Raw genomic sequence first — 23886 nt, 5'->3', positions numbered from 1 at the left:
CACTCACGCCAGGAACACCTGGCCCTCGCGCACCGTCACCGGCACCGCGAGCAGGCTCTGGCCGCGGCATGGCCCGGACACGCAACTGCCGTGCTGCAATTCGAACGCAGCGCCGTGCGCCGCGCAGACCACGTGTCCTTCGCGGCTCTTCAGGAACTGTCCCGGCGCCCAGTCGAGCCGGCGCCCGGCATGCGGGCACACGTTCAACCAGGCGCGCACGCCGTCGCCGTCGCGGTACAGCAGCAGCGATTCGATCTCGCCGCCGATCGCGGCCTCGGCTTCGACCAGGTTGCCGGGCTCGATCTGCTCCAGTTGCGCCAGCACGGCGGAAGATGACTCGGTCATGGAAGACGGCGGCAGCGCGGAAAGGGCCGCCATTCTTGCATGTCCGTTTGGGCGGGACTCGGGACTCGGGACCCGGGACTCGAAACAGCGCAGAGCGCGATCTGACGCGTTACCGACTTCCGTTCTCCCGGTCCCGAGTCCCGAGTCCCGCACACCAGCCACAACGCCATGCAAGACATTGAACGGGCAAGTGTTAATTTTTCGCTTAACGAACTTTTCACTCCGTCACAGAAGACAGCGTCGATACTGCGCCCTCGGTTCCAACTGACACAGACTTCTGCCATGCGTGTACGCGCTTTCAATTTCGATCAGTTCCGGCATGTCTTCGCGCCGCGCAAGCCGCGCCATCCGCTGGTGAAACTGGCCGTCGGCTTGCTGGGCCTGGCGATCCTCGCCGGGCTGGTGTTCGTCAGCGTGTTCGTCGGTGCGGCGATGATCCTCGGCGGCATCGCGATGAAGCTGCTGAGCCAACGCGGCAACAAGCGTCCGGCCTCGGCACGCCAGCATGTGGTCGATGGCGAGTACCGCGTGTTGCGCAAGCCGGCGTTGCCGCTGTAAGGCCGGGATTGGGGAATGGGGATTGGGGAATCGTGAAAGCGATGCCCTCTCGCCTGCCGGAGTCGGGTCGAGCCTGACGCGCTAAACTGCTGCATCCCGTTCTTCTCTGGATGCGTGCCCGATGAAAGACCTGTTTGCTGCTGCCGAAGCGCCGCGCGTGCCTGTGCGTGGGTTGGGGCTGTTTCCGGTGCATCGCATCTACTGCGTGGGCCGCAACTTCGCCGACCATGCGCGCGAGATGGGCGCCAGCGCGCCGGCCTCGAAGGCCGAGCGCGGCCAGCCGACGTTCTTCATGAAACCGGCCGATGCGCTGGTGATCGGCAGCGACTCCATCCCCTACCCGAGCGCGACCCAGGAGCTGCACCACGAAGTGGAACTGGTGGTGGCGCTCGGCCAGGATGCGCCGGCCGGCGTGCTCGGCGTTGAGGATGCGTCCGCCCTGGTGCTCGCCTACGGCGTCGGCCTGGACCTGACCCGGCGCGACCTGCAGGCCGCGGCCAAGGCCAAGGGCCTGCCGTGGGACATCGCCAAGGGCTTCGACCATTCCGCGCCGATCAGCGAGCTGATCCCGGCCGGCGAAGTCGGCGCGCTGGAGGCGTTGAACCTGTCGCTGGAGGTCAATGGCCAGGTGCGCCAGCAATCGCTGCTCGAGCAGATGATCTGGAACGTGCCGGAGATCCTGCACGAACTGTCCAAGCTGTTCGCGCTGCGCGCCGGCGACCTGGTGTTCATGGGCACGCCGGCCGGCGTGGCCGCGCTGCAGCCGGGCGATCGCTTCAGCGCGCGGCTGGAAAACGTCGCCGAGCGCCATGGCGTGATCGTCGCTTGAGTGCGCCGCGCGTCGCGCGCAGGCGATCGACGCGCGGCTTGATCCGAGAACGACAGCGACTGCGCTAGGCTTGCACGGCGGCGACAGGCCCGCGCAACGTTCGAGGAACCTTCCATGGGCATGATCCGCGAGTTCAAGGAATTCGCCATGCGCGGCAACGTGCTGGACCTGGCGGTCGGCGTGGTGCTCGGCGCCGCGTTCGGCAAGATCGTCACCGCGCTGGTGGAGAAGATCATCATGCCGCCGATCGGCCTGCTCGCCGGCGGCGTGGATTTCTCGCGCTGGGCATGGACGCTGAAGGCGGCGACGGTGGACGCGGCCGGCAAGGAAGTGCCGCCGGTGGTGATCGGCATCGGCGATTTCCTCAACACCATCATCCAGTTCGTGATCGTGGCCTTCGCCATCTTCATGCTGGTCAAGGCGATCAACCGCCTCGCGCGCAAGGAACCGCCCGCGCCCAAGGCGCCGAGCGAGGAAGTGCTGCTGCTGCGCGAAATCCGCGATGCGTTGAAGCACGACGCCACGCCGCAGTGACTGCAGCGCGCAGGCGCGCCACGCGCTGCTAAGCTCGTGGCTTCCCCTGTCGCGGAGTCCTTCATGCGCCGTCTTGCCGTCGTCACCGCCGTCATGCTCGCCATCGCGTCCGCCGCCGCGGCCGAGACCACCCGCATCCCGGACGCGGCGCTGTCCACCGCCGCCACGCTGCGCGAGCAGGCGCTGGCCGACGACACCGGCTGGAAGGTGGTCGAATCGCTGACCACCGACGTCGGCCCGCGCATGGCTGGCAGCCAGGCCGATGCGCGTGCGGTGGCGTGGGCCAAGGCCAAGTTCAAGGCGCTGGGCTTCGACAAGGTCTGGACCGAGCCGGTGACGTTCCCGAAATGGGAGCGGCGCAGCGAGCACGCGCAAGTGCTCGGCGCCAATGCGCAGCCGCTGAGCGTCACCGCGCTCGGCGGCAGCCCGGCCGGCACGGTCGAGGCGGAGGTGGTGCGCTTCGCCGACCTCGCCGCGCTGCAGGCCGCGCCGGCCGGTTCTCTGCGCGGCAAGATCGCCTTCGTCGATTACCAGATGGTCAAGGCGCGCGACGGCAAGGACTACGGCAACGGCGGCGCGGTGCGCAGCAAGGGGCCGTCGGAGGCGATCCGCAAGGGCGCGATCGGCTTCGTGATGCGCTCGGCCGGCACTGATTCGCACCGCGTGCCGCACACCGGCATCACCCGCTTCGACGAAGGCCTGACCCCGGTGCCGGCGGCGGCGCTGTCGGTGCCCGACGCCAACCAGCTGGCGCGGCTGGTCGCGCGCGGCCCGGTGCGGCTGCGCCTGGCGCTGGACTGCGGCTGGGACGGCCAGGCCACTTCGTACAACGTGATCGGCGAGATCACCGGGCGCAGCAAGCCCAAGGAAGTGGTGGTGATCGGCGGCCACCTGGATTCGTGGGACCTGGGCACCGGCGCGATCGACGATGGCGCCGGGGTCGGCATCAGCATGGCCGCCGGGCACCTGATCGGCCAGCTCAAACGCGCCCCCAAGCGCACGATCCGCGTGGTCGCCTTCGCCAACGAAGAGCAGGGCCTGTACGGCGGCAAGGCCTATGCGCAGGCGCATGCCAAGGACGTGGCGCTGCACCAGATCGCCGCCGAGAGCGATTTCGGCGCCGGCCGCATCTATGCGTTCAACACCGGCTCCGGCGATGCCGCCGCCTCGCGCGAGGCGACCCGGCAGATCGCCGAAGCGCTGGCGCCGCTGGGCATCGCCTACGCGCCGGAGACCGGCGGCCCCGGCCCGGACGTGGGCCCGCTCGCGGCCAAGGGCGGCGCCTGGGCGTGGCTGGCGCAGGACGGCAGCGATTACTTCGATCTGCACCACACCGCCGACGACACCCTGGACAAGATCGACCCCAAGGCGCTGGCGCAGAACGTCGCCGCCTACGCGGTGTTCGCCTATCTGGCCGCGGAAGCGGACGGCGGCTTCGGCAGCCAGGCCAAGACAGTACAACCGCCCAGGGAGTAAGCTGGCACGCCTGCCGCGGGGATGCGCGCAGGCTTCCCTCCTTTTCGCAGCATCGACAGGACCCTCGATGGGCAAACGGCAAGGTCGTGCAGGCTCGGCAGTGACGCTGCTGGATGTGGCGCGGCACGCGGGCGTCTCGCCGATGACCGCCTCGCGCGTGATCAACCGCCACCCGCGGGTGGGCGCGGCGATGCGCGAACGGGTGGAGGCCTCGATCAAGACGCTCGGCTACCGTCCCAACCTGGCCGGGCGCTCGTTGCGCACCGCCAGCCTGGCGCGGATCGGCGTGCTGTACAGCAATCCCAGCGCGGCCTACCTCAACCAGTTCATGCTCGGCGTCCTCGAGCAGAGCAGCCTGGACGGCAGCCAGGTGCTGGTGGAAAAGAGCGACGACCTGGGCAGCCAGCGCGCCGCCACCGAGCGCCTGCTCGACGCCGGCGTGGACGGGGTGATCCTGCCGCCGCCGCTGTGCGACTCGCGACAGACCATCGAGGAACTGGACGCGCGCGGCATCCCGGTCGTCGCGGTGGCCACCGGCACGCCGATGCAGGGCGTCAGTTCGGTGCGCATCGACGACTACCAGGCGGCCTGCGCGATCACCCGCCACCTGATCGACCTCGGCCACCGCGACATCGGCTTCATCAGCGGCGACCCCAAGCACACCCCGAGCGCGCTGCGCAGCCGCGCGTTCTTCGACACCATGGCCGCGGCCGGCCTGCCGGTCGCCGCCACGCGCGTGGCCGAAGGCCTGTTCACCTACCGCTCCGGCCTGCTCGCCGCGACCGCGCTGCTGCACGCCGCGCCGCGTCCCACCGCGCTGTTGTGCAGCAACGACGACATGGCCGCCGCTGCGGTGGCCATCGCCCACGGCCTGCGCCTGCGCGTGCCCGAGGAACTGTCGATCGCCGGCTTCGACGACACCCCGGTGGCGACCACGATCTGGCCCGAGCTGACCACCATCCACCAGCCGGTCACCGCGATGGGCCGCGCCGCGGTCGCGCTGCTGCTCGGCGAGATCCGCCAACGCCGCGACGGCCTGCCCAGCCGCGGCATCCAGCAGGTGATGAAGTACACGCTGGTGACCCGCGGCTCGACCGCGCCGCCGGCAGCACAGGCGACCGCGCCGCAGTAGCCATCGCGCTGCAGCGCGTGCGAGAGCAGCGCAGCGGTGTCGCAGCGATCCGGCAGTTCCCGCATGCGCGGAGAACTGCGATCTTCGCCCGCGGAAGGCGTGGCGCGCTTCACCTTTGCGCATCTCGCCGATCTGGACGGCATCGCGCCGCCGTCCATGCAATGCAAAAGTGACGCGCACGCACGGCCGCTTCCGTACCGAAATCACATATCCGCATCCTGCGCCATCGCCACAGGCGACATCCGCTTAGGATGCGCCTGCCTGGCCGGCCCGGCAGGCGTGATCGGCACCGGCTTTGCCGCCTGGCCCCGGCGACGATGCGTCGCCGCCGCCCTGCTGCGCTTCGACGACCTCGTCCGCACGACCACTCTCCAACCCAGAGAATCTCCAATGCAACGCACTTCGCACGCACGTCCCGGCCACGTCGCTGTCGTTTCGCTGTTGACCCTCATCGGCAGCGCCCCGGCACTGGCCGCCGGGCTGTCGCAACCATCGGTCTCACCGGCATCGGACCGCTATGTGGACACGGCGATGCCGCCGTTGACCACGGTCCCGGCCAACCCCCAGGTGCTGTCGCCCGACGCCGCACCGCAGTCCAGCGTGCTGGCGGCATTCGCTTCGCGCGCTTTCCCGCAGGTCACCACGGAGTTCGCGCAGTTCCTGCACAGCCAGGCCGCAGTGGATTACGGCATGCTCGGCAAGCAGGCCAAGGTGCGCGATCGCGCCGCGTTCGCGCAGATGCAGCGCTACCTGTTCAACCGGACCAACGGCATGACCGTGCTGGGCAGCCTGCACCAGCAAGGCGCGGTGTTTGATTGCATCCCGCAGGCGCAGCAACCGGGCCTGCGCGATGGCCGCGCCATCGCCGCACCACCGCCTGTGCCGACCATGCGCGGCGGCGCTGCGACCGCCGAACGCAATGCACAGCATTGCGCGGCAGGAAGCGTACCGCTGCGCCGCATCTCGATCGCCGAACTGGCCAGCTATCCGGACCTGCAGACATTTCTGCATGCCAGGCAACGCGCACCGCTGGCGCCGGACGCAGTGGCCAAACCTGCCGCAGACGGCGGGCATTTCCACTCGCTGGTCTACTTCGGCATCGCGGACCCGAGCGTCAACGGCGCCGGTACGGACATCAACGTGTGGGCGCCGAAGCTGCGCAACGCCAACCAGACGCAGTCCATCAGCCAACTGTGGATCGTTGGCAACAGCACGCAGGGACTGACCCAGACGCTGGAAGCGGGATGGGAAGTGCAACCCGCCATCGGGCTTGGCCCCGATCCGGTCGTGTTCATCTACTCGACGCAGGACGGCTACGCCAGCACTGGATGCCACAACCTCAGTTGCGGCGATTTCGTCCAGGTCAGCAGCAGCAACGTCCTGGGCGTGGCTCCCGCAGGCGGCTACAGCGTGCCCGGCGGCAAGCAGACCATGTTGCATGTGGAGTTCCTGCGCAATACCGATGGCAACTGGTGGCTGGGCGTCAACAGCGAATGGATCGGTTACTACAAATCCGCGCTGTACTCGGGCGACTTGGCCAATGGCAAGGTGCAATACGTTTCCGCGGGCGGGGAAACCTCGACCGACGACGGTACGCCCAGCACGATGATGGGCAGCGGCAAGTTCGCAACCGCCGGCTATCGCCAGGCAGCCTTCCAGGCCAACCTGTTTTATCGGGATGCCGGCAGGACCCCCACCTTCCTGCAGCAGCTGTCCTCGGCTAACGTCGTGCAGCCGACCTGCTACAGCCTGGCCATTTCCGGCTATGCCTACGATGGCAAGGTTGCCGGCGTCACGCGCGCGGCGTCGCCAGCGCCGGAGATGGGCAACGGCGGCTTCTACTTCGGCGGTCCCGGCTGCCAATAGGGCGTACCGGCCATCCGCGCGCAAGTCGCGCAGGGTCGGCAGGCAACCGATGGCGAATGCCTGCACCGCGACCGGGCCGGGCGCATCCGGCCCCGTCGCGGCGGCGCTGTCGCTACGGCAAATCGAGCAGTGCGCACACCTGGCCGCGCAAGCCGGCCACCGCCTGCGCACCATCCTGGCTGAAGCGCAGCGATGCCCGGGTGGGCGCGAACGCCGGCCAGCGCGGCAGGCCGGCGCCATTGGGATCGCCGCTGCGCGCGAACGCCGCCCAGTAGCGCTGCAGGTTCAATGGCGGCTGGCCGATCGGCAGGCCCTTGAACACGAACGGCAGTTCGGCGCTGTGGGTCACGCTGCCGCCGGGCGCGGCCAGATCGAACTCGTAGTGCCAGACCGGCACGCCCTGCCGCGCCTGCGCCCGCGCCACCGCCAGCGCCGGGCAGCGGAAGGTCAGGTCGGTGGCCAGCTGCATCGCCGCATCGCCATCGCGCGGATCGGGCACGGCCGCCGCATCGCGATGCAGTGCCAGCACCTGCGCGGCCTGCTCCGGGTAGTCGCGATGCAGGCGTGCTTCGGCGCCACCGGCACCGCCGTAGGTCAGCTCCTGCGCCACGCTGCCGAGCAGCAGCGGCACCCGTTGCTGCGCGCCGGCGGCCAGCAGCGCCGCCGGTGCGCGCGGCAGCACCTCGCCATCGACGATCGCCTGCAGCCAGATGTAGCCGTCGTCGTCCAATGCCGGCACGTCGACGCCCTGCGCCGCCTTCAACAGCTGCGCGACCGGCAGCCGCCGCAATGCCGGCAAGCGCTGCGCCGCGCCGATCCCGGCCCGCTGCGCGATCGCCGCGCCGAGCGCCTCGTTCTCGCCCAGGCTGCGCGGCGGCAGGCCGAAGCCGGCGGTGCCGCTCTGTTCGATCGCCGCGCGGAACAGCCCCTTCGACAGCGGCGACAGCTGCAGCAGGCCCACGTCCTGGGCGCCGGCGGACTGGCCGAAGATGGTCACCTGCGCCGGGTCGCCGCCGAAGCGGGCGATGTTGTCCTGCACCCAGCGCAGTGCCGCGATCTGGTCGAGCAGGGCGTAGTTGCCGGAAGCATGCCGTGCGGATTCGGCACTCAGTTCGGGCAGCGACAGGAAGCCGAACACGCCCAACCGGTATTGCACCGCGACCAGCACCACGCCCTGCTGCGCCAACGAGGACGGCAACACGTCGGCACCGCCGGCGACGTTGGCGCCACCGTGGATCCACACCATCACCGGCTGTTTCGCCGTCGGATCCAGGTGCGGGGTCTGCACTTCCAGGTACAGGCAGTCTTCGCTGGAGCGCTGCGCCAGCGCGGCGTTCCAGCCGATCGCCGGCTGCGCGCAGGTCGGCGCCGGCTGGCTGGCGTCGCGCACGCCGCGCCACCGCGCCGGCGGCTGCGGCGCACGCCAGCGCCGCGCGCCGGTCGGCGGGGCGGCGAACGGGATCGCGCGGAACAGCACGCTGCCGTCGGCCTGCACCTGGCCGCGCAACGCGCCTGCGGCCAGCGTCACCTGCGGCGCAGGCGCGACGGCAGGTGCGGTCGCCGCACTCGCCAGCGGCGCAGCTCCCAGCAGCAGGCACAGCAACGGCAGGCAACGGCGCAGCGCCGGCATCACCGCGCAGCCTGCGACGCGGCGACGCGGCTGCGCCAGGCGCCGAGCAGCACCGCGGTGGCAGCGGCGACGTTGAGGCTTTCCACCGCACCGCTGCCGGGGATCGACAGCTGCCGTTCGCAGTCCTGCGCGAAATCGCGGTCCATGCCCTCGCTCTCGGCGCCCATCACGTACACCAGGCGCGGCGGCAACGTGGCGGCGAACACGTCGTCGCCGCCGTCCACCAGCGTCGCCGCCAGGGCGAAGCCGGCCGCACGCAGTTGCGCCAGCGCCTGCGCCGTGGGCGGCAGCCGCACCAGCGGCACCGCCTCGGCGCCGCCTTCGGCCACGCGCGCGGCGGCGCCGGACAGGGCCAGCGTCGCGGTGTCCGGCAGCAGGATCGCAGCGGCGCCGAAATGCGCGGCCGAGCGCAGGATCGCGCCGAAGTTGTGCGGGTTGCCGACCCCGTCCAGCCACAACGCCAGCGCCGGGCCGGGGGCCAGCCCCTGCAGCCACGCCGCCAGCGGCAGCGGTTCGGCGCGCAGCACGTCGGCGACCACGCCTTCGTGGTGCGCGCTGGCCGCGAGCTTGTTCAGATCGGCCTCCTCCACCACCCGGTAGCCGACGCGATTGGCCGCGCACCACTTGAGCAGCGGCTGCAGCGCAGGAATCCGCGCCTCGGCCAGGTACAGCTTGCGGATCGCCTCGGGCCGGCGCGCGTACACCGCGCGCACCGCGTTGAGTCCGTACAGGCGCAGCTCGCCGCGGTTGGCGTCGGCCGCACGCGGCGCGGGCGCGGCGCGTTCGGGCGGCGCCGGCGGACGCGGGCCGCGCGGGCTCTTGCCCCAGGGACTGTTCATCGCGGCGCGCTCGGCAGCGCCGCGCGCGCGGCGGCGACGCAGTGGGAAGAAGGGTCATGACGCATGGGCAAGCTCTCCTGGAGCGCAATGGCAACGCACCGTACCGGCGCACTCCGGCGATTTTCGCTCATCCCCGCCCTGCACGTGCGATTGGCGTCGTTCGCGCGACACCCCCTGCGCAGCTGCGTCCGGTCGGCGGAGTCCGGCACGGTATTTCGCCCGCCGCGGCGGTGGCGTTCGACTTCGGTGCATGGATTGTCTACCCAGCGCGCCCAGAAGGCGAATGCCGGCCCGATTGTGACCGTGAAGCAGTTCGCCGTCCCCCGCCACCATGCCGCATTCGCGGCAACAGGCGACGAATTCTCACAATCACGCCGCTGCGCCATGGCACATCGTCGCCGCACCTCGGCACGGCAACGGACGACATTATCGACGACAACCACGACCGCAGCATCCGGCTTCGTCTTGCGGGACACCATCGCCTCCAAACCAACCCGGCCGCTCCAGTCGCGGCGGGTGCGGCATCGCGCCGAGCAGTCCCGCAACCATCATTCCTGCCTCATCACTACAAGGCGATCCCAATGAAATCCTCTTTCCGTAGCGCAAGATCGACACTGCGTCGTTGTTCCACCACCGCAGTGATGCTGCTCGCCCTGATCGGCATGGCCGGCGCTGCATCGGCAGCGCCCCAGGATGGCCTGCCGGATGCCCGGCTCGCGCGGGTCGGCAGCATGAGCGCAGCGCACAAGCCGGCCGGTATCCCGGACGACTACGTGGTCACCCCGTTCGGCTACTTCGCGCCGGCATGCGTGCGCCAAGTCCATGCCGGCGAGCGCATCCTCGAGGACGGCAGCCTGCAACACGTCGATGGCCTGCGCGAACAGGCGCAGGCCTGTACCCAGGACAACTTCACTCCCAGCGGCGCGCGGGTGCGGCCCGACGGTCGCGGAATCGATGGTCGACTGGTCCGCGGCAGCGCCGCGCTGACAGCGTCCAGATCACCCGGATCGGTGCCGCCACCGATTGCGCACGATTGGGTCCAGTCGGCCATCGACGTGACTGGCGCCAAGATGGGCCGCATCGTCGCGAGCTGGAAAGTACCGAAGAATCCGACCAACGTGGCACAGCAGACGGTGTACTTCTTCCCGGGCATGCAGAGCGATGATCCGACGATCCTGCAACCGGTGCTGGGCTACCGCGGCGACAGCAACACCTGGGATCTGAGCAGTTGGAACTGCTGCCAGGATGGCATGGTGTGGTCCAGCGATTTCATTCCGGCCAAAGCCGGCGACCAGATCGTGGGCGACACCTACGCCACCTGCAACAACGGCAGGCCTTGCTCGAACTGGAACGTCGACACGCGCAACGTCACCACCGGCAAGAGCGTCCGGCTCAGCACCAGCTACGACATCGATTCGAGCACGCACCTGGTGATAGGTGGCGCGCTGGAGGTGTATTCGGTGGACAGCTGCGACCAGTATCCGCCCGACGGTCACATCACCTTCAACGCGATCGGCGTGTACGACTACAAACTGGGACGCGTGCAGTCGCCGGCATGGGTTTCGTACACCGACAGTTCCGGCCTGGACGTGCAGTGCAACTACGATGTGCAGACCACCGCCACCTCGGCGACGATCTCCTACTGATCGCGCCCTGCCCCTAACGCACGGCACCGCTGCCGGCCCCAGGCCGGCAGCGTGTCATCGCGGCATGCACGGCCGCAGCGCTCATTCGTTGCGCGGCGCCGGCGGCAACAGGCGCTCGCGCCACAGATCGGCGTTCTTGATGCCCAGCGGCAGCGGATCGAACACCGGGTCCAGGCCGGCCTTCTTCTGCCGCTCGTAGTCGCGCAACGCCAGCAGCGCCGGCTTCTGCAGGATCAGGATGGCGATGATGTTGAGCCAGGCCATCAGGCCCACGCCGATGTCGCCCAGCGACCATGCCAGCTTGGCGTCGTGGAACGCGCCGAACACCACCATGCCCAGGATGCCCAGCCGCAGCACCAGCACGCTGAGCGGACGGCGGCGGTTGCCGTTGACGTAGCTGAGGTTGGTCTCGGCCATGTAGTAATAGGCCATGATCGTGGTGAAGGCGAAGAAGAACAGCGCCAGCGCCACGAACCCGGCGCCCCAGCCGGGCAGGATCGCGTCCACCGCGGCCTGCGCGTAGCCCGGGCCTTCCTGCACCCCGCGCAGGCCGGCGAACAGGTGCTCGCCGCCGTCCGGCGCATACACGTTGTACTTGCCGGTGGCCAGGATCAGGAACGCGGTCGCGGTGCACACCATCATCGTGTCGAAGTAGATCGCGAAGGCCTGCACGTAGCCCTGCTTGGCCGGATGCGAGACCTCGGCCGCGGCCGCGGCGTGCGGGCCGGTACCCTGCCCGGCCTCGTTGGCGTAGATGCCGCGCTTGACCCCCCACTCCACCGCCAGGCCGAGCAGCGCGCCGAACGCGGCGTGCGCGCCGAACGCGCTGCGGAAGATGATCGCGAACATCTCCGGCACCCGTTCGGCGTTGAGCGCCATCACCACCACCGCCATCAGGATGTAGCCCAGCGCCATGAACGGCACCACGATCTCGGCGAAGGTGGCGATGCGCCTGACCCCGCCGAAGATGATCACCGCCAGCAACAGCGCCACGGTCATGCCGATGCCCAGCTTCAACGCCTGCACCGCCGGCAGCCCCATCCACACCCCGTCGAGCGGGCCGCACAGCGGGCCGCCGCGGCAGGCGTTGACCACGCTGTCGGCGATCGCATTGGCCTGCACTCCGGGCATCAGGAAGCCGGTGGCGACGATGGTGGCGATCGCGAACAGCAGCGCGTACCACTTCAGCCCCATCGCCTTTTCGATGTAGTAGGCCGGGCCGCCGCGGTAGCGGCCGTCGGCGTCCTTGACCTTGTAGATCTGCGCCAGGGTCGATTCGATGTACGAGGTGGAGGCGCCGAAGAAGCCCATCACCCACATCCAGAAGATCGCGCCCGGCCCACCGAAGGCGATGGCGGTGGCCACGCCGGCGATGTTGCCGATGCCGATGCGCCCGGCCATCGACATCGCCAGCGCCTGGAACGAGGACACGCCGGCATCGGATTTCTGCCCGCCGACGGTCAGCCGCAGCATCTCGGCGAAGCCGCGCACCTGCATGCAGCGGGTGCGGATGGTGAAGTACAGGCCGGCCGCCAGGCACATGAAGATCAGCGCCTTGCTCCAGATCAAGCCGTTCAATGCAGTGATGATCGATTCCACGCAGTTCCCCGAGACCCAAGAAGGAGACCCCGCGAACGGGGGCTGGCTCGATTGTGCATGAATCGGCGCTGACTGCCGAACGCAGATCTCACTCTGGCGCGTGCAGGCGCCCGAACAGGTGCAGATCGTGCAGGTGCCCCTGCTTGCGCAGCGCGCTGCGGCGGATGCCCTCGCGCACGAAGCCGTTCTTCTCCAGCACCCGCGCCGAGGCCGGGTTGCTGTCCAGCACGCTGGTCTCGATGCGCAGCAGCCCGAGCGCAGGGATCGCCCAGTCCAGGTAGGCAGCGACGATCCGCGTCATCCGGCCCTGTCCCCAGTGCCGGCGTCCCAGCCAATAGCCCAGTTCGGCCACATGCGCACGCTCGCCGCGACCGGGACGCAGGCCGATGCTGCCGCAGGCCTCGCCATCGATCTCGATCGCCAGCACCGGATGCCCTAGATCGACCACGCGCCCGCCCAGGAACGCCTCGCCGTCGGCGCGGGTGTAGGGATGCGGAAAGCGCTCGCTGAGGCCGCGCACCACCTGCGCATCGTCGGCATGGCGCAGCAGCGCGTCCAGATCGTCGTCGCGCCAACGGCGCAGTTGCATCCCGTCGACGGTCAGGCGCAGGTCGCGCCAGGCCACGGTGCTGGGTTCGTCGGGCATCGGCCATGCTCCTGCGGATCGGCAGCCGAGCATAACCGGCACTGGCATGCCCTTGCCGCATGCCTTGTGTCCCGCGCTGCATGCGCGCACCGCGCAGAACAGCGCAACGACCTGCGGCGGCAGCGCGTCTTGCCGCGCGCGCTGGCGCAGTGCCGGCATGCACGACAGGCCGCCGAAAGGTTGGCGCGCGCTAATGCAGCGCGTCCTCCCTTCCTCGCGATCGTCCCGAGCCGCCCCGATGCAACCCGCGACCTCCCCCGCTGCGGCACGTATTCCGATCTTCATGTACCACAACATCGCGCCGGCGCCGCGGCAGTTGCAGGTGTACCGCAGCCTGTACGTCGCACCGGCGCGCTTCGCGCGGCAGATGCAGTTGCTGCGCCGGCTGGGCTACCGCGGCGTGTCCATGTCCGAGGCCATGCCCTACCTGCGCGGCGAACGCCACGGCCGGGTCGCGGTGGTGACCCTGGACGACGGTTACCTCGACAACCTGCATGCCGCGCTGCCGGTGCTGCAACGGCTGGGCTTCAGCGCCACGGTGTACGCGGTCAGCGGCAGCATCGGCCGCCACAACACCTGGGACGCACAGAAACTCGGCATCGAGAAGCCGCTGATGAGCCTGGCCGAGCTGCGCCAGTGGCGCGCCGGCGGCATGGAGATCGGTGCGCACACCCGCTCGCATCCCCACCTGACCGCGTGCAGCGACGCCGAGCTGCGCGAGGAGATCGGCGGCTGCAAGCGCGAGCTGGAAGATCGGCTCGGCGCACCGGTCACCCAGTTCTGCTATCCGTACGGCGACGTCGACGCGCGCGTCGCCGCGACGGTGCGCGAGGCCGGCTATGTCGCCGCGACCACCACCCGCCGCGGCCGTGCCGTGCCCGGGTCCGATCCCTGGCGCTATCCGCGCATCCAGGTGGCGCGGCACCACGTCCTGCCGCAGTTCGCGCTGCGCGCGCTGACCGGTTACGAGGATCGGCGCGCATGAAGTTCCTGTTCGTCGGCACCAATCCCGAGAACACCGGCGCGGCCACGCACTTCGTGGCGCTGGCGCAGGCGCTGGCCGGCGCCGGCCACCGCGTCGAGGTGATCGCCTGCCAAGGCGGGCTGATCGCCGAGGAGCTGCAGCGCAGCGGGGTGAGCGTGCATTTCGGCCACTTCCGCAACGCGCTGGATCCGGCCGGCTACGCGCCGCTGCTGCGCCTGGCGCGGCGCCTGCAACCGGACTGGCTGGTCGGCAATTTCGGCAAGGAATACTGGCCGTTGCTGCTGGTCGGCCGCGCGCTCGGCATCCGCGTGGCGCTGTTCCGGCACCGTGCGCCGGCGATGCGCGCCTTCTCCGGCTACGCGATCCCGCGCCTGGCCTCGCGCTTCTTCGCGGTGTCGCGCTATGCGCGGCAGGCCTACCTGGAGCGCGGCGTGCCGGAGGCGCTGGTACAGGTGCTGTACAACCCGGTGAACATGGACAGCCTGCGCCCGGATCCGCAACGCGGCCGCGCCCTGCGCGCCACGCTCGGCCTGCCCGAGGACGCCATCGTGATCGGCTACAGCGGCCGCCTGCAGCACGGCAAGGGCATCTTTCCCCTGCTGGAGGCGGCGTCCGCGGCGATGGCGATCGAACCGGCGCTGCACTGCCTGTGGCTGGGCGACGGCCCGGATGCGGCGCGCCTGCACGCGCAGGCCAGCGGCCAGGCCAGCGCCACACGGCACCGCTTCGTAGGCTGGGTCAACGACGCCACGCCCTACTACAACGCGATGTCGATGCTGGCGTTCCCCTCGCTGGCGCCGGAGACCTTCGGCCGGGTCTCGGTGGAAGCGCAGGCCAGCGAAGTGCCGGTGCTCGCCAGCCGCGTCGGCGGCGCGGCGGAGACGCTGGATGCCGACGTCAGCGGCGAACTGCTGCCGCCGGGCGACGTGAGCGCCTGGCGCGATGCGATCCTGCGCATGTGCGATGCGCAGCGCCGCCAGCGCATGGGCCAGGCCGGCCGCCAGTTCGTGCAGCGCCACTTCGCCGGTGCGGTGATCGCCGCGCAGTTCGTGCAGGTGCTGCAGGCGCCGCGCCGCGCGCCGCAGCGGCTGACCCAGGCGCAGCCCGGCGCGCATTGAAGCCAGCCGCCGGCGACCAGCGACGTCACCGCACCGGGCCGCACGCCGGCCGGCGCACCCCGCCTTGCCAGCCGCAGCGATAGCGACGCGCCGACGCATGCGCGCCGCATGCCTCAGCCGGCGGTGGCCCCCCGGCGGCGGGTGAAATACGGGTACGCCACGATGAATGCCAGCGCAGAAGCGGTCCCGACCAGCGTGCGCAGCGCACCGCCGACGGTGTGCGGGATCTTCCATGCATGCAGCCCGGCGTCGTACCAGACCAGCTGCAACAGCATCAGCCCGAACAGCGCCATCGGCACCCCGAACACCAGCCAGCCGAACGCCCGTACCGCCGGCCTGGTCGTGCGCTCCTGCAGCTTGCAGACGATTTCGGTGGTGGCCAAGTGGTACTGGAACGGATCGGCCGTGGAATATAGCGGCCGCTGCGCTGGCGGCGGCTCGGGCCGCACCGGTTGGTGAGTCACCTGTTCCACCGCCGCCGGCGCGACCAGCTCGGTGACATTGGTCCTGGCCAGCAAGGCCTGCATCTTCGGATCCACGCGTTCCCCCTGAACGTTGCCGCAAGGATCCGGCCCCAGGGTGCCCCTGGATCCACACCGCCTCCCTGCCTGCATAGGATGCGCACCGGCGCGGCCGCCGGCAACTCCCGCTGCGCACCGGCCAGCGTTCGGCAGCATGCATGGCCGGCGCCGCCGGGGGCGGCGCCCGCGCTCAGTCGTGCGCGTCCAGCCAGGCCAGCACCTGCGCCGCCAGCGCCTCGGCGTTGTCGCCGTCCGCGCGCAGGTGCAGTTCCGGCTGCTCCGGCGCCTCGTACGGCGAATCGATGCCGGTGAAGTTGGGGATCTGCCCGGCGCGGGCCTTGGCGTACAGCCCCTTCACGTCGCGCGCCTCGGCCACGTGCAGCGGCACGTCGACGAAGACCTCGACGAAGTCGCCCTCGGCGAAGCGCTCGCGCGCCATGCGCCGCTCGGCACGGAACGGCGAGATGAAGCTGACCAGCACGATCAGCCCGGCGTCGGCCATCAGGCGCGCCACCTCGGCGACGCGGCGGATGTTCTCCACCCGGTCCTCGTCGGTGAAGCCCAGGTCGCGGTTCAGCCCGTGCCGCACGTTGTCGCCGTCGAGGATGAAGGTGTGATAGCCGAGCGCATGCAGGCGCTTGTCGACCAGATTGGCGACGGTGGACTTGCCGGCGCCGGACAGGCCGGTGAACCACAGCACCTTCGGCGCCTGACCCTTGATCCGCGCGCGTGCGGCGCGGTCCACGTCCAGGTGCTGCCAGTGCACGTTGCCGGCGCGGCGCAGCGCGAAATCCAGCGTGCCGGCGGCGACGGTGGCGTTGCTCTGCCGGTCGATCAGGATGAAGCCGCCGAGCGCGCGGTTGCGCGCGTACGGCTCGAATGCGATCGACTCGTCCAGCGCCAGGTTGCAGTAGCCGACCTCGTTCAATTCCAGGCGCTTGGCCGCCAGCCGCTCCTGGGTGTTCACGTCGATGCGGTGCTTGATCTCGCTGACGCTGGCCGACACCGTGCGTGTGCCGATCTTCAGCCAGTACGGGCGCCCCGGCAGCAGTGCGGCATCGTCCATCCACAGCACGTGCGCGGCGAACTGGTCGGCCACCTCCGGCGGGTCGTCGGCGGCGGCGATCACGTCGCCGCGGCTGATGTCGATCTCGTCGGCCAGGGTCAGCGTCACCGCCTGCCCGGCCACGGCCCGGTCCACGTCGCCAGTGCCGTCGAGCACCCGTGCGACGGTGGAGCGGCGCGCCGACGGCAGCACCACCACCGCATCGCCCGGCCGCACCTGGCCGGCCGCGAGCGTGCCGGCGAAACCGCGGAACTGCTGGTTCGGGCGATTGACCCACTGCACCGGCAGGCGCAGGCCGCTGTCGGCGTCGCGCGCGGCCAGGTCCAGGCCTTCCAGGTATTCGAGCAAGGCCGGGCCGCCATACCAGGGCGTGCGCGCGGACCGCTGCGACAGGTTGTCGCCGTCCAGCGCCGACAGCGGGATGCACTGCACCTGCGCGATGCCCAGTTGCGCGGCCAGCGCGCGGTAGCTGGCGACGATCGCATCGAAGCTGGCCTGGTCGAAATCGACCAGGTCCATCTTGTTGACCGCCAGCACCACGTGGCGGATGCCGAGCAGCGAGACGATGTAGCTGTGGCGGTGGGTCTGGGTCAGCAGGCCCTTGCGCGCATCGACCAGCACCACCGCCACGTCGGCGGTGGAGGCGCCGGTGGCCATGTTGCGGGTGTACTGCTCGTGGCCGGGGCAATCGGCGACGATGAACTTGCGCTTGTCGGTATCGAAGTAGCGGTAGGCCACATCGATGGTGATGCCCTGCTCGCGCTCGGCGGCCAGGCCGTCGAGCAGCAGCGCGTAGTCGATCTCGCCGCCGCGGGTGCCGTGGCGCTTGCTGTCGGCGCTGAGCGCGGCGAGCTGGTCGTCGAACAGGCGCTTGCTGTCGTACAGCAGGCGCCCGATCAGGGTGCTCTTGCCGTCGTCGACGCTGCCGCAGGTGATGAAGCGCAGCAGCGGCTTGTGTTCGTGCTGCTGCAGGTAGGCGGCGACCGCGTCGCCGCTGCGGGACGCGCGACTCGGGACTCGGGACTCGGACGAGGCAGCGAACTGCGGGTCCGCGTCGGACGCAGACAGTCGCCCAACGGCCGAATCTGGGGTCACAAGTTCCGGTGCTTTTTCGAGTCCCGAGTCCCGAGTCCCGAGTCCCGTCTTGATAGCCATCAGAAATATCCCTCGAGTTTCTTCTTCTCCATCGAGGCGCCCGGATCCTGATCGATCACCCGCCCCTGCCGCTCCGAGGTGGTGGTCAGCAGCATCTCGGCGATGATCTTTTCCAGCGTGTCGGCCTGCGACGCGACCGCGCCGGTCAGCGGATAGCAGCCCAGGGTACGGAAGCGCACCTGTCGCCGCTGCGGCACTTCGCCGTCGCGCAGCGGCAGCCGCGCGTCGTCCACCAGGATCAGCGCGCCGTCGCGCTCCACCACCGGGCGTTCGGCGGCGAAATACAGCGGCACCACCGGAATCGCTTCGCGGTAGATGTACAGCCAGATATCCAGCTCGGTCCAGTTGGACAGCGGGAACACGCGCACGCTCTCGCCGGCATGGACCCGCGCGTTGTACACGTTCCACAGCTCGGGGCGCTGGTTCTTCGGGTCCCAGCGATGCTTGTCGTTGCGGAACGAGAACACCCGCTCCTTGGCCCGCGCCTTCTCCTCGTCGCGGCGCGCGCCGCCGATCGCCGCGTCGAACCTGCCCTGGTCCAGCGCCTGCTTCAGGCCCTGGGTCTTCATCACGTCGGTATGCACGGTCGCGCCGTGCGTGAACGGGCCGATGTCCTGGGCGATGCCGTCGGGGTTGATGTGCACGCGCAGGTCCACCCCGGTCTCGGCAGCGCGGCGGTCGCGGAACGCGATCATCTCGCGGAACTTCCAGCGCGTGTCCACGTGCAGCAGCGGGATCGGCGGCGGCGCCGGCGCGAACGCCTTCAGCAGCAGGTGCAGCAGCACCGAGCTGTCCTTGCCGACCGAATACAGCAGTACCGGGTTGCGGAACTCGGCGGCCACCTCGCGCAGGATGTGGATGCTTTCGGCCTCGAGCCGGTCGAGGTGGGACAGGGCGGAAGAACGCATCAGGGACAACGCAGGGCTCGTTGGGAAGGGGTGCGTACAGAGGGTAGCAGCGGCCGCGGCGCCTGGGGCGACCGGGGCCGGCAGTGTGTGATGCGCCTGGCAGGCACTGAAATAAGCGGGGGGCATAAGCCGATAACCCCTGCTCCTTTCTGCGCCGCGCAACGAATCCCTAACATCGGTCATCCCTTCTTCCCACCCGGACCGGCCATGACCGCCGCCTCGCCCGCGTTGCCGCCCAGCCCCTTGCCCGACGAGCGCAAGGCGCTGCTGGCGCGGACGGTGGAGGGGCTGGATGCGGCCAGCCTGTGGTGGCTGTCCGGCTATGCCGCCGGCCTGGCCCAGGGCCAGGGCCATGCGCCGCCGTCGCTGGCGGTGCTGCCGGGCGGTGCCGCGGCCAGCCAGGGCGCGCAGCGGCTGAGCGTGGTCTACGGCAGCCAGACCGGCAACGCCCGCCGCGCCGCCGAGCAACTGGCGGCCGAGGCCGAGGCCGCCGGGCTGACCGTCCGCGTGCTGCGCGCCGATGCCTACCCGACCCGCGAGCTGGCCAGCGAGCGCCTGCTGTACGTGGTCATCAGCACCCAGGGCGAAGGCGATCCGCCGGACGACGCGATCGGCCTGGTCGAATTCCTGCAGGGCCGCCGCGCGCCCAAGCTGCCGGAACTGAAGTACGCGGTGCTCGGCCTGGGCGATTCCAGCTACGCCGACTTCTGCGGCATCGGCAAGCGCATCGATGCGCGCCTGGCCGAACTCGGCGCGCAGCGCGTGGTCCCGCTGGGCGAGGCCGACCTGGACATCGACACCGTGGCCACGCCGTGGCGCGCGCAGGCGCTGGCGCAGGCGCGCGAGCTGCTGAAGAGCGCGGCCGCGCCGTCGGCGACGGTGACCCCGCTGCGCAGTACCGCCGCGGCGGCGTGGAGCCACGAGCGCCCGTTCGCCGCCGAGGTGCTGGCCAACCAGCGCATCAGCGGCCGCGACTTCAAGGGGCCGCGCTATGCCGCACATGGCCAGGCCGACAAGGACGTGCGCCACCTGGAACTGTCGCTGGCCGGCAGCGGCCTGCACTACGAACCCGGCGACGCGCTGGGCATCCGCCATCGCAATCCGCCGGCGCTGGTCGAGGCGGTATTGACGGCGACGCGACTGGACGGTCATGCCGACGTCACCGTCGGTGCGCAGACTCTGCCCTTGCACGAGTGGCTCGCCGCGCATCGCGAACTGACCCGGGCATCGCGGCCGTTCCTGGCCGCGGTCGCCCGCCGCTCAGCCGCCCCGGCGCTGGAACAGCTGCTCGACCCTACCCAGACCGCCGGTCTGGCGGCGTTGCTGGCCGATCACCAGGTGATCGACGTGCTGCGACGCTGGCCGGCGGATTGGGACCACAGCGCGCTGCTCGACGCACTGCGGCCCCTGGCCCCGCGCCTGTACTCGATCGCCTCCAGCCGCAAGCGGGTCGGCGACGAAGTCCACCTCACCGTCGACGTGCTGGCCTACCAGGCGCACGGCCACGCCCATGGCGGCGCGGCCAGCGGCTATCTGGCCGCCCTGGCCGAAGGCGACAGCGCCCCGGTCTACATCGAACCCAACGAACGCTTCCGGGTCCCGGCCGACGCCAGCCGCGACATCCTGATGATCGGTCCCGGCACCGGCGTGGCGCCGTTCCGCGGCTTCGTGCAGGAACGCGCCGAGAGCGGCGCCGGCGGCCGCAACTGGCTGTTCTTCGGCGCCCGCCATTTCAACCAGGACTTCCTGTACCAGGCCGAATGGCAACAGGCGCTGCGCAGCGGCGAACTGCAGCGCCTGGAGCTGGCGTTCTCGCGCGACGTGCAGCCGCTGCGCGACGGCGACGTGCAGGACAAGGTGTACGTGCAGCAGCGCCTGCGCGAACACGGCCGCGAGGTCTACGACTGGCTGCAGAACGGCGCGCACCTGTACGTGTGCGGCGCGATCGGCATGGGCAAGGACGTGCACGCCACGCTGCAGCAGATCGTGGCCGAGCACGGCGCGCACAGCGCCGAGGACGCGGCCGCCTACCTCACGGCGCTGCAGCGGGAGGGACGGTATGCGCGCGACGTCTATTGAGAAGCCGGGACAAGGGACTCGGGACCCGGGACTCGAAGAACGGAAGCCGGTGAAGCCTCAGTGCGCGATCGTGCGCGTTTCCGAGTCCCCAGTCCCGAGTCCCGAGTCCCGCAAATGAGCCACTCCGTCGAAGACATCAAGGCCGAAAGCCGCCGCCTGCGCGGGTCGCTGCTGCAGAGCCTGGCCGACCCGGTCACCGGCGCGCTGCGCGAGGACGACCAGACGCTGATCAAGTACCACGGCAGCTACCAGCAGGACGATCGCGACCTGCGCGACGAGCGCCGCCGGCAGAAGCTCGAACCGGCCTACCAGTTCATGATCCGCACGCGCACGCCGGGCGGGGTGATCACCCCGGAGCAGTGGCGCAAGCTCGACGCCATCGCCACCACCTACGGCAACCACTCGCTGCGCGTCACCACGCGCCAGGCGTTCCAGTTCCATGGGGTGATCAAGCGCGAGCTGAAGGCGACGATGCAGGCGATCAACGCCGCGCTGATCGATACCCTGGCCGCCTGCGGCGACGTCAACCGCAACGTGCAGGTCGCCGCCAACCCGCTGGCCTCGCGCGCGCACGCCACGCTGTATGCCGATGCGGCGCGCGTGTCCGAACACCTGCTGCCCAATACCCGCGCCTACTACGAGATCTGGCTGGACGAGGAGCAGATCGTCGGCAGCGGCCAGGAACAGGAGCCGATCTACGGCGACACCTACCTGCCGCGCAAGTTCAAGATCGGCTTCGCGCTGCCGCCGGTCAACGACGTGGACGTGTTCGCCAACGACCTGGGCTTCATCGGCGTGCTCGGCGCGGACGGCGAACTGGCCGGCTACAACGTCAGCATCGGCGGCGGCATGGGCGCCAGCCATGGCGACGCCGAGACCTATCCGCGCGTGGCCAACGTGATCGGCTTCATCGCGCGCGAGCAGCTGCTCGATGTCGCCACCGCGGTGGTCACCACCCAGCGCGATCTCGGCAACCGCACCGTGCGCAAGCGCGCGCGCTTCAAGTACACCATCGACGACCACGGGCTGGACACCATCGTCGCCGAGATCCAGCGCCGTGCCGGCATCGCGCTGCAGCCGACCCACGCGTTCGCGTTCGAGCACAACGGCGACCGCTACGGCTGGAGCGAAGGCGAGGACGGGCGCGCGCACCTGACCCTGTCGCTGCCGGCCGGACGCATCGCCGACCATGACGATGGCGCAGGCCACCTCAGCGGCCTGCGCGAGATCGCCGCGCTGCTGCAGCGCGACGGCGACGGCGCGCACTTCCGCATGACCTCGAACCAGAACCTGGTCATCGCCGGCATTCCGGCCGCGCAGCGCGAGGCGATCGACACGCTGGTGCGCGCGCATGCGCTGGACGCCGGCAACCAGGCGCGCACCGCGCTGGCGCGCGCGGCGATGGCCTGCGTGGCGCTGCCGACCTGCGGCCTGGCGATGGCCGAGGCCGAGCGCTACCTGCCGACCTTCGCCGACAAGCTGGAACCGTTGCTGGACCGGCATGGGCTGCGCGAGGCGCCGATCCTGCTGCGCATCTCCGGTTGCCCCAACGGCTGCTCGCGGCCGTATCTGGCCGAGATCGCCCTGGTCGGCAAGGCCCCTGGCCGCTACAACCTGATGCTCGGCGGCGATCACCGTGGCCAGCGCCTGAACACGCTGTATCGCGAAAACATCAGCGAGCCGGAAATTCTCGACGCGCTGGACCCGCTGTTCGCGCGCTATGCCGGCGAACGCGATGCCGGCGAAGGCTTCGGCGACTTCCTGCACCGTAGCGGCCTGGTCGACCTGCCCGCCTACCCCACCCACCGCCATCTCATTGCTTCGGAACTGCACGCATGAGCGCCCTGCCCGTCTCCGCCCACCACGACTCCGCCAATGCGCCGGCCACCGCATGGGACCTCGACGCGGTCAACGCGTTGCTGGTGCCGATGACCGCGCCGCAGCGCGTGGCCTGGGCGCTCGAACACGGCCCGGCCGAGGCCGCGCTGTCGTCGAGCTTCGGCGCGCAGTCGGCGGCGACGCTGCACCTGCTGACCCAGCAGGTGCCGGACATCCCGGTGATCCTGATCGACACCGGCTACCTGTTCGCCGAGACCTACCGTTTCGCCGACGCGCTCACCGACAAGCTCAAGCTCAACCTCAAGGTGTACCGGCCGCTGGTCAGCCGCGCCTGGATGGAAGCGCGCCATGGCCGCCTGTGGGAACAGGGCATGGTCGGCATCGAGCAGTACAACAATCTGCGCAAGGTCGAGCCAATGCGCCGCGCGCTGGACGAACTGAAGGTCGGCACCTGGTTCACCGGCCTGCGCCGCAGCCAGTCCGACAGCCGCGCGCAGACCCCGTTCGTGCAGAAGCGCGGCGAGCGCTACAAGATCAACCCGATCGCCGACTGGAGCGACCGCGACCTGTGGCAGTACATGCAGCAGCACGGCCTGCCTTACCACCCGCTGTGGGAGGAAGGCTACGTGTCGATCGGCGACTTCCACACCACCCGCCGCTGGGAACCGGGCATGCGCGAGGAAGACACCCGCTTCTTCGGCCTCAAGCGCGAGTGCGGCATCCACGAGGACATCTGAGGCCGGCGCGCCGCGCGCACTCGACAGCCCATCGCAAGTCCCTGTGGCAGCGACTTCAGTCGCGACGAGCGGCGCGATGAATCTTCCGGCTTCGGACGCCGTCGGGACTGAAGTCCCTCCCACAGTGCACCCGGCCAGCTCGCCGCGAGCCACTGTGGGAGCGACTTCAGTCGCGACGAACGGCGCGATGAACCTTCCGGCTTCGGACGCCGTCGGGACTGAAGTCCCTACCACAGTGCACCCGGCCAGCTCGCCGCAACTCTCCTGCGGGAGCGACTTCAGTCGCGACGAGCGGCGCGATGAACCTTCCGGCTTCGGACGCCGTCGGGACTGAAGTCCCTCCCACAGTGCACCCGGCCAGCTCGCCGCAACTCTCCT

20 protein-coding genes are annotated in these 23886 nt (G+C 70.2%); 12 read left to right on the top strand and 8 right to left on the bottom strand.

All coding sequences use genetic code 11. The features are described from left to right. Positions 1-3: 3 nt before the first annotated feature. On the bottom strand, positions 4-345 hold the full coding sequence (locus NRY95_05250; GenBank protein UYC17371.1) for a Rieske (2Fe-2S) protein: 342 nt from the start codon (positions 343-345) through the stop codon (positions 4-6). Between the two features lie 282 nt (positions 346-627). Between NRY95_05250 and NRY95_05245 the strand changes: the two genes are divergently transcribed. The 6 genes from NRY95_05245 (at position 628) to NRY95_05220 (ending at position 6740) form a co-directional block, all read left to right on the top strand. Continuing rightward, positions 628-903, top strand: a complete 276-nt coding sequence (locus NRY95_05245; protein ID UYC17370.1) for a hypothetical protein — start codon at positions 628-630, stop codon at positions 901-903. 121 nt (positions 904-1024) lie between these two features. Then, complete coding sequence (locus NRY95_05240) at positions 1025-1732, top strand: fumarylacetoacetate hydrolase family protein (protein ID UYC17369.1); 708 nt, start codon at positions 1025-1027, stop codon at positions 1730-1732. Between the two features lie 114 nt (positions 1733-1846). Beyond that, complete coding sequence (gene mscL, locus NRY95_05235; protein ID UYC17368.1) at positions 1847-2266, top strand: large-conductance mechanosensitive channel protein MscL; 420 nt, start codon at positions 1847-1849, stop codon at positions 2264-2266. A gap of 63 nt (positions 2267-2329) precedes the next feature. Continuing rightward, entirely contained in the window at positions 2330-3742 is a 1413-nt protein-coding gene (locus tag NRY95_05230; GenBank protein ID UYC17367.1) for a M28 family peptidase, read from the top strand. Between the two features lie 67 nt (positions 3743-3809). Further along, positions 3810-4874, top strand: coding sequence for a LacI family DNA-binding transcriptional regulator (locus NRY95_05225; protein ID UYC17366.1), 1065 nt, complete (start codon positions 3810-3812; stop codon positions 4872-4874). Between the two features lie 36 nt (positions 4875-4910). After that, the gene (locus tag NRY95_05220) at positions 4911-6740 is read left to right on the top strand and encodes a neprosin family prolyl endopeptidase (GenBank protein ID UYC17365.1); all 1830 of its coding nucleotides are present in this window, start codon (positions 4911-4913) and stop codon (positions 6738-6740) included. A gap of 112 nt (positions 6741-6852) precedes the next feature. On the opposite strand, the gene NRY95_05215 is transcribed toward NRY95_05220, so the two are convergent. Together NRY95_05215 and NRY95_05210 are read right to left on the bottom strand one after the other, a co-directional pair. Beyond that, positions 6853-8370, bottom strand: coding sequence for a carboxylesterase family protein (locus tag NRY95_05215; GenBank protein UYC17364.1), 1518 nt, complete (start codon positions 8368-8370; stop codon positions 6853-6855). Next, a complete protein-coding gene (locus NRY95_05210; GenBank protein UYC17363.1) occupies positions 8370-9209 on the bottom strand; it encodes an rRNA methyltransferase in 840 nt (279 codons plus the stop codon). Before NRY95_05210 ends, NRY95_05215 begins: the two co-directional genes overlap by 1 nt. Before the next feature lie 641 nt (positions 9210-9850). Between NRY95_05210 and NRY95_05205 the strand changes: the two genes are divergently transcribed. After that, positions 9851-10855, top strand: a complete 1005-nt coding sequence (locus NRY95_05205) for a hypothetical protein (protein ID UYC18510.1) — start codon at positions 9851-9853, stop codon at positions 10853-10855. Between the two features lie 81 nt (positions 10856-10936). Here the strand turns inward: NRY95_05205 and NRY95_05200 are convergent, their stop codons facing one another. Together NRY95_05200 and NRY95_05195 are read right to left on the bottom strand one after the other, a co-directional pair. Continuing rightward, the gene (locus NRY95_05200; protein ID UYC17362.1) at positions 10937-12454 is read right to left on the bottom strand and encodes an alanine:cation symporter family protein; all 1518 of its coding nucleotides are present in this window, start codon (positions 12452-12454) and stop codon (positions 10937-10939) included. 88 nt (positions 12455-12542) lie between these two features. Further along, a complete protein-coding gene (locus NRY95_05195) occupies positions 12543-13100 on the bottom strand; it encodes a GNAT family N-acetyltransferase (protein UYC17361.1) in 558 nt (185 codons plus the stop codon). A gap of 238 nt (positions 13101-13338) precedes the next feature. Here NRY95_05195 and NRY95_05190 point away from each other — a divergent pair, with 238 nt between their 5' ends. Then, positions 13339-14085: a polysaccharide deacetylase family protein gene (locus NRY95_05190; GenBank protein UYC17360.1), complete on the top strand. Its 747-nt coding sequence runs from the start codon at positions 13339-13341 to the stop codon at positions 14083-14085. Beyond that, positions 14082-15203 (top strand): glycosyltransferase family 4 protein, encoded by a 1122-nt coding sequence (locus tag NRY95_05185; GenBank protein UYC17359.1) that lies wholly within the window; start codon positions 14082-14084, stop codon positions 15201-15203. Before NRY95_05190 ends, NRY95_05185 begins: the two co-directional genes overlap by 4 nt. A gap of 113 nt (positions 15204-15316) precedes the next feature. Here the strand turns inward: NRY95_05185 and NRY95_05180 are convergent, their stop codons facing one another. The 3 genes from NRY95_05180 to cysD form a co-directional block, all read right to left on the bottom strand. After that, complete coding sequence (locus tag NRY95_05180) at positions 15317-15742, bottom strand: hypothetical protein (protein UYC17358.1); 426 nt, start codon at positions 15740-15742, stop codon at positions 15317-15319. Positions 15743-15914: 172 nt separating this feature from the next. Then, on the bottom strand, positions 15915-17945 hold the full coding sequence (cysN, locus tag NRY95_05175; protein UYC17357.1) for a sulfate adenylyltransferase subunit CysN: 2031 nt from the start codon (positions 17943-17945) through the stop codon (positions 15915-15917). Then, complete coding sequence (cysD, locus tag NRY95_05170; GenBank protein UYC17356.1) at positions 17945-18853, bottom strand: sulfate adenylyltransferase subunit CysD; 909 nt, start codon at positions 18851-18853, stop codon at positions 17945-17947. The genes cysN and cysD overlap by 1 nt, the downstream gene beginning before the upstream one ends. A 207-nt stretch (positions 18854-19060) precedes the next feature. Between cysD and NRY95_05165 the strand changes: the two genes are divergently transcribed. The 3 genes from NRY95_05165 (at position 19061) to NRY95_05155 (ending at position 23508) form a co-directional block, all read left to right on the top strand. Then, a complete protein-coding gene (locus tag NRY95_05165; GenBank protein ID UYC17355.1) occupies positions 19061-20932 on the top strand; it encodes an assimilatory sulfite reductase (NADPH) flavoprotein subunit in 1872 nt (623 codons plus the stop codon). Between the two features lie 114 nt (positions 20933-21046). Beyond that, on the top strand, positions 21047-22771 hold the full coding sequence (cysI, locus tag NRY95_05160) for an assimilatory sulfite reductase (NADPH) hemoprotein subunit (GenBank protein UYC17354.1): 1725 nt from the start codon (positions 21047-21049) through the stop codon (positions 22769-22771). After that, positions 22768-23508, top strand: coding sequence for a phosphoadenylyl-sulfate reductase (locus tag NRY95_05155; protein ID UYC17353.1), 741 nt, complete (start codon positions 22768-22770; stop codon positions 23506-23508). Before cysI ends, NRY95_05155 begins: the two co-directional genes overlap by 4 nt. Positions 23509-23886: the final 378 nt, after the last annotated feature.

Origin of the sequence: Xanthomonas campestris pv. phormiicola (genome assembly GCA_025666215.1) — a bacterium.
Classification (GTDB): Bacteria; Pseudomonadota; Gammaproteobacteria; order Xanthomonadales; family Xanthomonadaceae; genus Xanthomonas_A; species Xanthomonas_A campestris_A.
The sequence above is the reverse complement of the archived record's forward strand: the minus strand, read 5'-3'. Positions and strand labels throughout refer to the sequence as shown.